Here is a 14,003-nt window from a genome sequence, read left to right as displayed (position 1 = left end):
CTATATTCGTATACTATGTACGAATATTTCAATGGAAAATTAGCATATAAAGCCCCCACTCATGTTGTTATCGATGTGAGTGGGATTGGTTATTATGTCCACATCTCTCTCTATACCTTCTCCCAAATCAAGGATCAGGAAAATTGCAAACTATTTATATCACTTCAAGTTCGGGAAGACTCACACACGCTTTATGGCTTTGCGACAGAAGGCGAGAAAAAATTATTCGAAAATTTGATCTCTGTTTCTGGTATTGGCCCCAATACAGGCCGCATGATCCTATCGTCAAACACACCCGATGAGATCCAGTCTGCCATCGTCAATGGCCAGGTTGCCCTAATTCAAAAGATTAAAGGAATCGGCCCTAAAACAGCACAACGTCTTATACTGGAACTTCAGGATAAATTAAAAAAACAGGGTTTCGAAGCCTTGGCATCACCTATCCAATCCCAATCTGTGCCAGAAGAAGCTTTATCAGCGCTGGTCATGCTCGGATTCAACAAAGCCGCGGCAGAGAAGGTCTTAAATACCATTTTAAAGACCGAAAGCAATCTTTCCGTAGAGGATATGATCAAATTAGCATTGAAACGACTTTAATGCATAAACATGAGCAGTACGTATCCGATATTAATCATTAGATAACGGATACGTACTGCTAATGCTGTATCGTAAAAGATATAAAGGAACCTTCGGGTTCCTTTGTCATTTCCCGAACCTCAGTTTTGCAATAAATCGAGGACAAATTAGGAAGCATCACAACAGCGATTTATTCTTTAAAAAGGCGGGCCCTTTCCTTCTTTTCGCTTTGGTTTTTAGATACAGCAAACGGACATCAAATAGGGATCAAATTTGGTCTTTTGACACTATTTATTCAGTGCTTGTTCAGTGATTGTTCAGTGCTTGCTCAGTGATCAGTCAGTGAAGACTGAATAAGCACTGAGTAAGCACTGTCTAAAAATTGATTAAATATTATGTTTATTTTGAACTTGAAATCAACCAATTATAGCCATCTTCAAAATGGCGTTTGAGGGGCTGTTACCAAAAAAGCAGATTCCGTTGTGCCCGTCACTGAACAGCTGCTCAGTAGAACACGGATAGATACAGTTAAAAGGCATAAATTTTTTCACCTAAATTTGGATACTATTCCCCGAAGTAAAATATCCCCTTTAACAGACTAAACAAACGATTGACCTACCCCAAACACGCTATTATCCAAACTACTTCTAAGTGCCCAAAAACCCTTTCAACAGTGTTTTCATACCCTATTTGTTACATTTCCTCTTTGCTAAAACGTATTTATTCAGCTATTTTTAGGACTTCTTATTTCAGTTATAATCTCACGCATGAAGAAACTATTTTCACTTGCGCTGGCTCTAAGTGTAGGAGCAGCAGTATTTGCGCAAGAAAAGAAAGATGCTACCTTGAACATTGTGCCATTACCACAACAGGTTCAAATTAAAAATGGTACGTTTAAAATCAACGCTAACACCAAAATCGCCTTTGATAGCGAAGAGGACAAAAAAGTCGCTACGCTGTTTCAGGATTTCCTAAAAAGCAACTACAATCTCAATTTATCAGTAGTGAAATCAGCGAGCAGCAATACGATCTATTTCTCCTCCAAAAACGCAAAATCCACTAATGCTGAAGCGTATGAACTTAACATAAGTTCGGACCGCGCAACTATTAGCGGAAAAGGTGCCGGTCTATTTTATGGTATGCAATCGTTGATCCAACTGCTACCTGTAGATAAAAATGCCAGCATAGAAATTCAACAAGCTTCAATCCAGGATGAACCTCGTTTTGCCTATCGTGGATTACATCTCGATGTTGGCCGTCACTTCTTTCCTGTAGAATTTGTAAAAAAATACATTGATATTCTGGCATCTTACAAATTGAATACGTTTCATTGGCATTTGACAGACGACCAAGGCTGGCGTATAGAAATCAAATCACATCCAAAATTGACTCAAGTTGGCGGTTACCGCAAGCAAACACTGCTGGGTAACTACAAGACAGATGGCGATTATGACAATACACCTTATGGTGGTTTCTATACCCAGGACCAAATCAAAGAAGTGGTTGCCTATGCAAAAGCTAAATATGTAACGGTTATACCCGAAATCGAGATGCCAGGACATGCATTAGCAGCACTTTCGGCTTACCCAGAATTGGGCTGTGGTGATAAGCCAGGACCTTACACAGCTGCTCAGACTTGGGGAGTGTTTGACGATGTTTTCTGTGCCGGAAAAGAAGAGACATTCAAATTATTGGAAGATGTAATTGATGAAGTCATTCCCCTATTCCCCAGCGAATATATCCACATCGGTGGTGATGAGTGTCCAAAAACAAAATGGAAAACATGTCCATTTTGTCAAAAAAGAATCAAGGACAACAACCTCAAAGATGAACATGAGTTACAGAGCTATTTTATCCAACGTATGGAAAAATACATCAATAGTAAAGGTAAACGTATCATTGGATGGGATGAGATCTTAGAGGGCGGTTTAGCGCCTAATGCGACTGTCATGAGCTGGAGAGGCGATCAAGGCGCAATTGATGCAGCCAATCAAGGTCACGATGTGATCATTACGGCAAACAGCTATGGTCTATATTTTGATCACAAACAAGGTCCTGATCAAAACAGAGAACCTTTAAGTATCGGCGGACTTTCCACATTGAGCAAAGTATATTCGTCAGACCCAATGCCTAGCAAAATTGCTGAGAACAACAAGAAACACGTTTTAGGTGTACAGGCAAATATTTGGACAGAGTACATTGGATCGTCCAATAAAGTCGAATTTACAGTGTTACCGCGCGTTTTAGCGCTTTCTGAAATTGCCTGGACTCAGCCAGAGAAAAAGAACTGGAAAAATTTCGCAGAACAGCGTGCAGCAAATCAGCTGGCTAAACTTGACCAAACCAATACATTCTATCGTGTACCGGAAGTATATGGTATAACAGATACCACCGTATATGCTTCGGAATATACGATCAGAGGCTTGAAACCATCTGTTGAAGGGGCCAAAATTTATTACACATTGGACAACTACGATCCTTCAGAATTGGATTTAGAATATACAGGTCCAGTAAAAATTACAGTTCCAAATAGTAAGGAACGTGTTTTCAAAGCCGTTGTTGTAACGCCTTCCGGCAAAAGAAGCAACTACATTCGGGTGAATATTATCAACACCAAGAAATAATAACATTTGCCTGATAAGAAAGCGCTAATATTCTGTTAACTTTGAACAGCGTATTAGCGCTTTTTCATTTCATGCAGGTTGGGACTCAATATGCCGTGAAGCTTTCCGGACAGGCAAAACATGCTTGGCAATTGTAATCCTGATAGCAAATGCATGATTATTTTTTTTACATAGATTTTTATGGCAGAGGATTTACAAATAGCTAAAGGTAGCAAAGAAGAACAATATCAAAATTTACTTCCTCAGATTGGAGGACTTTTACAAGGCGAGCCTAATCAAATTGCCAATTTGGCTAACATCGCTGCTGCACTGAAAGAACAATTCAATTTTTTCTGGGTTGGTTTCTATCTTGTTGATGGAGACGAGCTCGTATTAGGCCCTTTTCAGGGGCCCGTTGCATGCACGCGTATCAAGAAAGGCCGTGGCGTATGTGGGGGGGCTTGGGCACAGGAAAAAACATTGATTGTTCCTGATGTGGAGCAATTTCCGGGACACATTGCCTGTAGTTCGCTCTCGCGGTCCGAAATAGTGCTACCCGTTTTAAAACAGGGACAGACTATCGGTGTGCTGGACGTTGACAGCAGTGAATTAAATAGTTTTGATGAAGTCGATGAGAAATACCTTACGCAGGTATTACAGCTTTTAGACAGCGAATAGATAAGCTACGCTATTTTTTGATCATTTATTTATTTTCAAATTCCCAGACCTTCACTAATTTGTCATCGCCGACACTAAAGAAATATTGTCCATTTTCGGACCATGCTCCTGCATTTACAGATAAATGATGACCATCTTGCATCTTCTCGCGGCTCATATTTTTCAATAGTGCAAAATCGGCTGTGGACCAAAATTTCAACGATTTATCGCGACTGACAGTTGCAAAAATTGGCGCTTCAGGATGGGGATATATTCCGTATACGGTAAAAAGATGAGGTACAAAGGAAAAATGAATTGTCAATTGATTTGGATCTGAAATCACCAATTGCGCATCCCTTCCACCACTTAGCAATTTATTATGGATAAATGCCAGCGACGTTGCGGGCATACTATGCAATTTTGATTCAGTAATAACATGAAAGTCAGCACTATCCAACATATAAACCTGTCCATCTTTATCGCCCAATGCTATTCGTTCAAGTCTTTCATCAATTGCAATTGCTCGAATTGTTGTTGGGGATATACGCTTCTCGTAAATACTTTTATAAGTTGCCAAATCAATAACATACAATGTCCCCTCTTCACCTACTGCCAAAAGCTCATTTTTCCAGGACATATAAGCCAATGCAAAAATAGCTTTGGTGCTTAGTTGTATGCTTGCTACAAGCTTTTGCTCTTCTACATGTACAAAAAGTAGCTTGCCCTCGCGCAAGGCTATGGCCAGAATCGGCGTACCCGTTATCAACCGTAAAGCGTATACCGATGAACTTACCGCGCAAAGAATACGCTTGAATGCATTCTGCTCAATATCCCATTCGACAACGCCCTTATCGTTACCAGCTGTAAAAAATGTATGCTTATAATAGCCCTTCTCTACACAAAAAATAGGGTTTTGATGTCCTGGTAATGTCGATTTTAATGTAATATCCATAGTAATTTCGCTAAAACTCCTTCTCCAGCCGGATCGCATATTTTACGCCCAGTTTTTATGTTGTAGGACTAAATTCTCCGCTGATCGAACTGTGAGTCCAGTAAAAATCAATACAGCAATACGTATTGTTAGCCCGTAGAAACAAGAAGTGCAGTATATCCACAAATATACTGCACTTCTTAGATTATTTTGTCATCTTAGCTTAAAGCCTTCTCCCCGTTTCGGATTTTGTTCAACGGTGTTGCCATCTTCCGATTTTAAGTGAGCTAGGAGCATGAAGTAAGATGTCCCTTCAACTACCTATTGATGTCTGCTCTCGAGGTTTTTCGCAATTGTTTCCAATGAAAATCCTTTCTCACGCAACAATACGATCAAATGAAACAGTAAGTCTGAAGTTTCATTGATAAAATCAGTATCTGTTTCTGTCAATGCTGCAATTACTGTTTCTACGGCTTCCTCGCCAACTTTTTGCGCAATCTTATTGATACCGCGAGAACGCAGACGATTGACATAAGATTCGTCAGAAGGATGTTCATAGCGATGGTTGACAATACGTTCTAGCTCCAACAGAAAATTTTGGTTGAAGTCTGTACTGAAACAGCTTCTGCTTCCTGTATGACAGGTCGGCCCCATTGGTTCTGCTTTGATCAAAACAGTATCCTTATCACAATCAACATGGATGCTTTTTACATTCAAAAAGTTTCCACTCTCCTCTCCTTTTGTCCAAAGGCGATTTTTGCTTCGGGAGAAAAACGTAACACGTTTCTCTGCTTGTGTTTTCTCCCAAGCTTTCTCGTTCATATAGCCTAACATCAACACTTCCAACGTTTGGAAGTCCTGCACAATCACTGGAACGAGGCCGTCACTTTTTGCAAAATCTAACATGATTTTAGTATTTCAATTTTTAATTATTTTCGAAGAGCCATGAGCTCTCTTTTAACTTCTCAGGATTGCATTCAGCAAGTTTATGGCTTACTTCTCCTTGATCGATCTTGTTTCCTATCTTACGACAATTCCATTTTGACGCAAAGTAGCTTTAAGATCGGGAATCAATATTTCACCATAATGGAAGACCGATGCCGCCAGGGCAGCATCTACGTTAGCTTGCTGAAAAACATCCACAAAATGCTGTTGATTACCAGCTCCGCCAGAAGCAATCAGTGGAATATGAATCTGGTCGTTTATTGTTTTTAAAAAACCATTGTCAAAGCCATTTTTTGTTCCGTCATGATCCATTGACGTCAGCAGGATCTCTCCCGCTCCACGTTCCTGCGCTTCAAGTATCCAATCCGCTGTGTTCAATTCCGTCCTAATGCGTCCACCACTCAGATGGACAAAATGCTGTCCGTCGATGGACCGGGTATCGACAGCAACCACAACAAATTGTGCACCAAAAGCTGCCGCCATCTGATTGATAAGATCGGGGTTACGTACCGCCGCGGAATTGATGGAAATTTTATCTGCACCTGCATTCAACAGAATGTCAGCATCTTTGATTTCATTGATACCACCGCCAATTGTAAAAGGAATATTCACCTGACGTGCGACCGCTTTGACTAAATCAATTGTCGTTTTACGCTCCTCATGTGTCGCTGTAATATCCAGGAAAACGAGTTCATCCGCCCCTTGTTGAGAATACTCATAGGCCAATTCAACGGGATCACCCGCATCGCGCAGATCCACAAAATTGACTCCTTTTACAGTCCGCCCATCCTTGACATCCAAACAGGGAATTATACGTTTTGCCAGCATTTTAAAATCTGATTAACGATTTTAAATTCCAATCTTTGATTTCATCGATCGAGATTCTATTTTCATAGATTGCTTTACCAACGACAACAGATTCTACACTGCCCAGCTCCTGAAGTTTCTGAATATCGTCCATTGAACTGATCCCGCCAGAAGCAATTAACTTGATAATTGGAGAATGGTTCAACAACTTTTGGTACAATTCAACACCTGCACCGCCCAATTTACCATCTTTACTAATATCGGTACATAAGAACCTAAAGAATCCTAAAACCAAGCATTTATCAATATATTCGATCAATTTGATTGGAGAGCTTTCCAGCCACCCGGAGTATTTGATGACTTCATCCAATACGTCTATCGCTATGACAATGTGGTCTGCATATTTTACTTTACCTTCATTCAATGTAGCCAGTTCCTCCAAAAATGAAGGATTTGTAATTGCCTGTGTTCCGACAATAACGCGATAAACACCCGCATCTACCAATTCTTTAACCTTCTCTATGCTTCTAACACCACCGCCATATTGAATCTTCATATCCGTCTTCTGAATGATATCAAATAAATAGGCCTGATTGCTGAAGTCTCCTTTTGCACCATTTAAATCAATGATATGGACGAGTTCCGTACCATTTGCGCGGTAGGTTTCGATTTGCTCTTCTAAACTAATCGCATACGTTGTAACGTCATTGTAGTTACCCTCTCTCAAACGGACAACTTTTTTGTCCAAGACGTCTATTGCTGGAATGATATACATAGTCGAATATTTTTAATCAATTTGAATAGTTGAAAAATTGAGCAACAGCTGCTCTCCTGCTTTTCCAGATTTCTCTGGATGGAATTGTACGCCAAAGAAGTTGTCTTTAGAAATTGCAGCCGAAAAAGGCTGTCCATAGACACATTTTGCCGCAGTATATGTCGCATCGAATTCGATAAAGTACGAGTGGACAAAATAAAAATAAGTTTGATCTTCAATATGTGCAAATAAAGGACTATTTGCTGGCACGGAAACACTATTCCAGCCCATATGTGGTACTTTACCCGACTTTTCGGCATCAAAATGTAACGTCTTCAAAGGAAAAAGCTTTAACATTTCGGCATTTCCTTCTTCTGAAAAAGCCGTCAGTAATTGCATACCAACACAAATCCCCAATACAGGCTTTTTTAGCTTTTTGATATAAGGCACCAATCCTGATTCCTGTAGTTTGTCCATTGCTGCGCCAGCATGCCCCACTCCAGGAATGATGATACGATCGTATTGATCGATCTCATCTGCGGTATTGACCATACCATAGGTAAGCCCAACACGATCCAGTGCCGCTGTCAAAGAGAAAATATTCCCCGCACCGTAATTAATAATTCCTATCATCTTACAATACTCCTTTTGTACTTGGCAATTGCATATGGTCGGCATCGCGTCTTACCGCTTTCTTGATAGATTTAGCAAAAGCTTTGAAGATCGCTTCGATCTTATGGTGCTCATTGTCACCTTCAGCTTTAATGTTTAAATTCGATCGTGAAGCATCTGAAAACGACTTAAAGAAGTGGAAAAACATTTCCGTAGGCATATCGCCGATCTTCTCCCGTTTAAATTCCGCATCCCACACAATCCAGTTGCGACCACCAAAATCCAATGCAACCTGAGCCAAACAATCATCCATTGGCAACGTATAGGAATAGCGCTCAATTCCACGTTTGTCCCCTAAAGCCTTCAAAAAGACCTCACCAAGTGCGATACCCGTATCTTCGATGGTATGATGTTCGTCGATATGAAGATCACCTTTCGCCTTAATGGTCAAATCAAGTGCTCCATGTCTAGCCAATTGATCCAACATATGGTCGAAAAACGGCAATCCCGTTTCGATATCAGACTTACCCGAACCGTCCAAATTCAACTGAATAAAAATATCCGTTTCATTGGTTTTACGATGATGTTCGGCAGTGCGCGTACCCAATTTAAGGAATTCATACACCGTCTTCCAATCTGTTGTCTCTAAAGCTATAACAGTTGAATCTATCGCAAGGTTTTCCAAAGCACCTAATTGATCGTTAGCACGCAGCCAAATTGCCTTTGCGCCGAGGTTTTGTGCTAATTTAACATCATTCACACGATCGCCGATGACGAACGATTGACTCAAATCGTATTTCGACGTATCAAAATAAGCTCCAAGCATACCAACTCCCGGTTTTCGGGTTTCCGCATTCTCGTGTGGAAAGGTTTTATCAATATGTTCCTCAGCAAACACTACTCCTTCTCCTGCAAACGTATCAATCACAAAATGATGGACTGGCCAGAAATTCTCCTCCGGATGGGAAGACGTTCCTAAACCATCTTGGTTGGAAACCAAGATCAATTCGAAATCCAGCTCCTTTGCGATACGTGGAAGATACTGCAAAGCACCAGGATAGAATTTTAATTTGGCAAAAGAATCGATTTGTTCGTCTTCAGGTTCCAAAATTAATGTTCCATCGCGGTCTATAAACAGTACACGTTTTAAGTTATCAGGCATAGTATTATTTATTGATTTGATTAAGTTTTTCTAACAATATTTGATTTTCTGCAGGCGTTCCAACAGTGATCCGTAGGCAGCCTTCACATAATTCGACTTTGGATCTATCTCTAACGATAATTCCATATTGAACTAGATAATCGTAAACTTCACGTGGCTGCTCCATCTTGACCAAAATAAAGTTGGCATCAGAAGGTGTAATATGCTGCACATAGTCCAGTTCAAGCAATTCACGCACGAGTTTCTCGCGCTCCGCCACCGTCTCCTTGATCCAGTCATTGACTTGATCAACCTGATCTAAGGCTTCCAATACAATATCTTGTGTAGCCTGGTTAATGTTGTATGGTGGTTTTATTTTATTGTAAACAGCTATAATCTCTTTACTGGCAAAAGCCATGCCCAGGCGTAGGGCTGCCAGCCCCCAAGCTTTAGACAAAGTCTGCAATACCACTAGATTAGGGTATTCAGCCAGTTCTTGCGTAAATGACTTGACAGCAGAAAAATTAATATAAGCCTCATCCACAACAACAAGCCCCTGAAAATTATTCAAGATCGTTTCAATATCCTGACGACGGATAGAATTTCCCGTCGGATTATTTGGTGAACAGATAAAAATCAGTTTAGTATGTGCGTCTATTGCATTGGCAATACCATCCAAATCCAGCTGGTAATCAGCAGTAAGGTTTACCTTTTTGAAAGCAACATCATTGATGTTCGCAGAAACTTCATACATCCCGTAAGTTGGCGGAACTAATATGACATTGTCAACACCAGGGGTACAAAATGCACGGTATAAAATATCAATAGCTTCATCACTTCCATTTCCCAAAAAGATATGCTCTGATGGTACACCTTTTATTTTAGAAAGTTTTGCTTTAACTTGATGTTGGAGAGGGTCTGGATATCGGTTGTAATCATGGTTTAAGGGGGATCCAAAAGGATTTTCATTGGCATCAATCAATATGGATGCCTCCCCTTTAAATTCATCTCTTGCGGATGAATAAGGTACGAGCTTCTTAATATTTTCCCGTAGTAGGTTGTTTAAGTTGAATGGATTATCCATTATAAAAAAATTAGAGCCGTAAACTTAGATAAATTGTTCATCATATGCAATATAATAAGCAATTATTCATAGGCGACTATTGGATGTTCAGTTGCTTTGATCAGCTTGTTCTACCTGGTAGTTTGCTTGTATCAATTCGTTTTACCCCACTGATTACTCCCATTTAATCGATTTCATTGATCTAAACCCATTCCTCCTTGGGATATAAAAGAAAATTTAAAAAAAACTAGACGGAAAACCATCTACCTTCCACAGAGAGCTCCGTATTTGGGAATACAGTTCTCGCTTCTTCCAATAGGGGATTTAAATCTCTGTACCGAGCTGAATAATGACCTAATAGCAACTTCTTTGCATGCGTTTCCTGGGCGATTTCTCCAGCTTCCAGCGCTGTTGTGTGAAACGTCTCTTTTGCGCGATCAACCATATCGTGTAAGAATGTAGACTCATGATACATCAGATTAGCCTTTTGCACATAAGGCAGATAGTCTGGCGTCCGTACGGTATCCGAACAATACACATAACTGCGCGATAAGGGAGCAGGAAGGCTCAGGTCGTCTGCACGATATACTGTACCGGTTTCATCGACGTAATCAAATCCTTTTTTGATCATCGGAAAATAGGCGGTAGGTATATTTAATTCCTGCACGACATCGCCCAACAATGTTCGCGCGCGGGGTCCCTCATCAAAACGAAAGCCGGTACAGGCAATACGATGCTTTAATGGAAAAGCACTTACTTTTAATGTTCTGTTTTCAAAAATAACGCCAGGCTGTTCTGGTGAAATCGGATGAAAAATAAGATTATAGCGTAAGATAGTCTCGGAATGCAAAAACTGCACGTCTAAAATTTCCTTTAACGCAGGCGGGCCATACAAATGGAGATCACTTTTTCGGCCGACAAGGTGCATCGATGAAAGCAGCCCCACCAAGCCCAAATAATGATCCCCATGCAAATGGCTAATAAATATATGTCCTATGCGATTGCTTTTGATGCCGTATCGGCTGAGTTGCATTTGTGTGCCTTCTCCACAGTCGATCAAAAACAATTGCTCATTAAAGTTCAGCACTTGGCTAGTCGGATGACGATCAAACATCGGCGTTGCCGAGCTATTTCCCAATATCAGAACTTCAAACTTCATATTAATCCTCAATAGTCCCCCGATACTCAGATTCCAATTCGTGCGCAAAGATTAAATCCTCCGCAACCTTTAATGATGGTGCTATTTTCAGCGATTTATCCAAATGCGATACACGAACCATATCCATTAACGTTGGACAAAGATTAACCAAAATAAATATGCCACCAACAGACTGACATAAACGATGGGCAAGCACGCCTAAACGAATACCTACCTCGTCCGTTTGCTTAACGTGGATCATATCCAAAACAATATTCCGTTGTCCAATCGTATTCCGCAACAAAAACTCCCCTTTGAGTTTAGCGGCGTTATCCGCGTCAATCACATCGACATGAGGTTCTATGACAATATAGCGATCGTGCTTATCAATGGTATACTTCATTAGTCTATCTCCTTTGTTTGAGGATACAATGTACTAATAATTTAGCGTTTTCAAGGCGTTTGCCACATTTCTTTCCACCCGTTCCAGTACGTTTTCCTGATCTGGGTACACAAACTTCTCTCCGACGATATGTTCGTATAGCTCAATATAACGTTCAGAAATGGAAGCTACTATCTCATCGGTCATCTCCGGAACGACCTGACCGTCTTTCCCTTGGAAGCCGTTTTCAATTAACCATTTGCGAACAAACTCCTTCGACAATTGCTTTTGTGACTCACCTTTTTCCTGGCGTTCCTGATAGCCTTCTGCATAAAAATAACGGGAAGAATCTGGTGTATGAATCTCATCGATCAACACAATTTTTCCATCTTTTTTTCCAAACTCATATTTTGTATCCACCAAAATTAGCCCTCTTTGCGCAGCAATTTCAGTACCTCTTTGGAACAATGCTTTGGTATATTGCTCCAATTGAATATAATCTTCCTCGCTTACGATACCCTTTTTCAAGATATCGGCACGTGAGATATCTTCATCATGTCCAACAGCAGCCTTTGTTGTCGGTGTAATAATTGGCTCAGGCAATTTGTCATTTTCTTTCAGTCCTTCTGGCAATGCCTCACCACATACTTCACGTTTGCCTGCAGCATATTCACGCCAAGCGTGTCCCGACAAGTAACCCCGAATAACCATTTCTACTTTAAACGGCTCACACATTTGACCGATAGTAACACTTGGATCCGGAACAGATACGACCCAATTTGGAATAATATCAGCCGTAGCCTTTAAAAATTTGGCTGCAATTTGATTCAACACCTGCCCTTTATAGGGTATAGGACGTGGAAGTACCACATCAAATGCCGAAATACGATCTGAGGCAACCATCGCCAAATAAGTATCGGCAATCGTATACACGTCACGTACTTTTCCTCGGTAAAAAGCAGTCTGATTTTCGAAATTGAAATTTGTTTCTTTTATAGCATTCATGTTCAAAGTAAAATTCAAATGTAAGTAATTGTTCATTTATGACTGCGTTTAATGGCATTCATAAATGCAGCGCATTTATTTAAGAGCTCGCTCGGCTCGATTTGTCTTTTAATATTAAATATCACCATACGCTTCGAGGATGCGGCGAACCAATTTATGCCGAACCACATCTCCACCGCTGAGGTGGATAATGTCTATTCCTTCGATATTCTCCAATAAACGAATCGAAGTAGACAATCCAGATTGATTTTTTTTCGGTAAATCTACCTGTGTCATATCACCTGTAACGATAAATTTTGCCGTCGGCCCCATACGTGTCAAAAACATCTTCAGCTGCATATCCGTTGCATTCTGAGCTTCGTCCAGAATCACAAAGCAGTTGTCAAGTGTTCGCCCACGCATAAATGCTAAAGGAGCGACCTCAATGGTCCGATTTTCCAGATAACCTTTTAGCTTCTCTGCTGGAATCATATCGTCCAATGCATCGTAGAGCGGTCTCAAATAGGGGTCTACCTTCTCCTTTAAGTCGCCAGGTAAAAAACCGAGATTTTCGCCGGCCTCTACGGCTGGTCTTGTTAGAATGATCCTTTTGATTTCTTTATTTCGAAGTGCTCGAACAGCTAATGCAACCGCCGTATAGGTCTTTCCTGTACCCGCCGGTCCGATAGCAAATAAGATGTCATTTTTCGAAATACTATCCACCATCTTCCGCTGGTTAGCCGTACGTGCACGTACAATAAGACCATTAGGTCCATACACGATCGGTTCGGATCCAAAGGCTGCATGTTTGGCCGCAAGTTCTTTTTCTTGTTGAACAGCAGAACCTGCACTTGCTCCAAGGAGATTTTCAAAATCCAATAAAGTAATGTTGTTAAATTTCTCCAGATGAGCCATGACTTCCTTAAACGATTGCTCAAACAGATCTAATTCCTTCGCGTCTCCCAACACCTTCATTTCACTTCCGCGAGCTACAATCCGCAGTTTTGGGAATTGCTTCTTCAAATAATCGAAGTGCTCATTGTCTGCTCCCCATAATATGGGCAAATTCAGACCATCTAATGCAATTAGTAATTCGTTCAAATTTTATCCTATTTAGAATTAATTAGATTGTAGCCATTACACACTATCGTTCCTGTATAATACTATTCAAAATTAACGTATTCTAACGAAACAACCAAGAAGATACAGCGTACAAACGACGATGATTTAGAAGCGTATGGAGACAGCCCACAAAGGGGCACAAAGATTTCATTATACATAAAATCTTCGCTATGTTTGTGTATATCAATCGAAAAAAGACAGATTCAAAATAAGTTATCCAATTAGCTTTATAAATCATCTGATAAATAGTAATTTTGTCCACTATTTAGATAAATTTAAGGGTATATT

The 14,003-nt window shown here is 40.4% G+C and carries 14 protein-coding genes; 3 read left to right on the top strand and 11 right to left on the bottom strand.

The features are described from left to right. Positions 1 to 15 precede the first annotated feature (15 nt). The 3 genes from ruvA (at position 16) to BV902_RS04840 (ending at position 3,857) form a co-directional block, all read left to right on the top strand. A complete protein-coding gene (gene ruvA, locus BV902_RS04850) occupies positions 16 to 597 on the top strand; it encodes a Holliday junction branch migration protein RuvA (RefSeq protein ID WP_075990993.1) in 582 nt (193 codons plus the stop codon). Positions 598 to 1,343: 746 nt separating this feature from the next. Continuing rightward, positions 1,344 to 3,200 (top strand): beta-N-acetylhexosaminidase, encoded by a 1,857-nt coding sequence (locus BV902_RS04845; RefSeq protein WP_075990992.1) that lies wholly within the window; start codon positions 1,344 to 1,346, stop codon positions 3,198 to 3,200. Between the two features lie 180 nt (positions 3,201 to 3,380). After that, the gene (locus tag BV902_RS04840) at positions 3,381 to 3,857 is read left to right on the top strand and encodes a GAF domain-containing protein (protein WP_075990991.1); all 477 of its coding nucleotides are present in this window, start codon (positions 3,381 to 3,383) and stop codon (positions 3,855 to 3,857) included. Positions 3,858 to 3,882: 25 nt separating this feature from the next. Here the strand turns inward: BV902_RS04840 and BV902_RS04835 are convergent, their stop codons facing one another. The 11 genes from BV902_RS04835 to BV902_RS04785 form a co-directional block, all read right to left on the bottom strand. Further along, positions 3,883 to 4,788: a WD40 repeat domain-containing protein gene (locus BV902_RS04835; RefSeq protein WP_237241956.1), complete on the bottom strand. Its 906-nt coding sequence runs from the start codon at positions 4,786 to 4,788 to the stop codon at positions 3,883 to 3,885. Between the two features lie 300 nt (positions 4,789 to 5,088). Further along, a complete protein-coding gene (gene hisIE, locus BV902_RS04830; RefSeq protein ID WP_075990989.1) occupies positions 5,089 to 5,673 on the bottom strand; it encodes a bifunctional phosphoribosyl-AMP cyclohydrolase/phosphoribosyl-ATP diphosphatase HisIE in 585 nt (194 codons plus the stop codon). Between the two features lie 114 nt (positions 5,674 to 5,787). Beyond that, a complete protein-coding gene (hisF, locus tag BV902_RS04825) occupies positions 5,788 to 6,540 on the bottom strand; it encodes an imidazole glycerol phosphate synthase subunit HisF (protein WP_075990988.1) in 753 nt (250 codons plus the stop codon). A 1-nt stretch (position 6,541) separates the two neighbouring features. After that, on the bottom strand, positions 6,542 to 7,294 hold the full coding sequence (locus BV902_RS04820; protein WP_075990987.1) for a 1-(5-phosphoribosyl)-5-[(5-phosphoribosylamino)methylideneamino]imidazole-4-carboxamide isomerase: 753 nt from the start codon (positions 7,292 to 7,294) through the stop codon (positions 6,542 to 6,544). A 12-nt stretch (positions 7,295 to 7,306) separates the two neighbouring features. Then, a complete protein-coding gene (gene hisH, locus BV902_RS04815; protein ID WP_046672343.1) occupies positions 7,307 to 7,906 on the bottom strand; it encodes an imidazole glycerol phosphate synthase subunit HisH in 600 nt (199 codons plus the stop codon). 1 nt (position 7,907) lies between these two features. Next, positions 7,908 to 9,047: a bifunctional histidinol-phosphatase/imidazoleglycerol-phosphate dehydratase HisB gene (gene hisB / locus BV902_RS04810; protein WP_075990986.1), complete on the bottom strand. Its 1,140-nt coding sequence runs from the start codon at positions 9,045 to 9,047 to the stop codon at positions 7,908 to 7,910. A gap of 4 nt (positions 9,048 to 9,051) precedes the next feature. Continuing rightward, the gene (hisC, locus tag BV902_RS04805; RefSeq protein ID WP_075990985.1) at positions 9,052 to 10,110 is read right to left on the bottom strand and encodes a histidinol-phosphate transaminase; all 1,059 of its coding nucleotides are present in this window, start codon (positions 10,108 to 10,110) and stop codon (positions 9,052 to 9,054) included. Between the two features lie 226 nt (positions 10,111 to 10,336). Beyond that, a complete protein-coding gene (locus BV902_RS04800) occupies positions 10,337 to 11,248 on the bottom strand; it encodes a ribonuclease Z (protein ID WP_075990984.1) in 912 nt (303 codons plus the stop codon). A gap of 1 nt (position 11,249) precedes the next feature. Next, positions 11,250 to 11,630 carry an STAS domain-containing protein gene (locus BV902_RS04795; protein ID WP_075990983.1) on the bottom strand — a complete coding sequence of 127 codons (381 nt, stop codon included), beginning with the start codon at positions 11,628 to 11,630 and terminating at the stop codon, positions 11,250 to 11,252. Between the two features lie 33 nt (positions 11,631 to 11,663). Then, positions 11,664 to 12,614: a phosphoribosylaminoimidazolesuccinocarboxamide synthase gene (locus tag BV902_RS04790; protein ID WP_075994626.1), complete on the bottom strand. Its 951-nt coding sequence runs from the start codon at positions 12,612 to 12,614 to the stop codon at positions 11,664 to 11,666. Positions 12,615 to 12,728: 114 nt separating this feature from the next. Then, positions 12,729 to 13,694 (bottom strand): PhoH family protein, encoded by a 966-nt coding sequence (locus BV902_RS04785; protein ID WP_046672338.1) that lies wholly within the window; start codon positions 13,692 to 13,694, stop codon positions 12,729 to 12,731. Positions 13,695 to 14,003 lie beyond the last annotated feature (309 nt).

This window comes from Sphingobacterium sp. B29 (assembly GCF_001952815.1).
Classification (GTDB): domain Bacteria; phylum Bacteroidota; class Bacteroidia; order Sphingobacteriales; family Sphingobacteriaceae; genus Sphingobacterium; species Sphingobacterium siyangense.
Note: the sequence above shows the minus strand (reverse complement) of the source record. Positions and strands in the feature narration are given on the sequence as shown.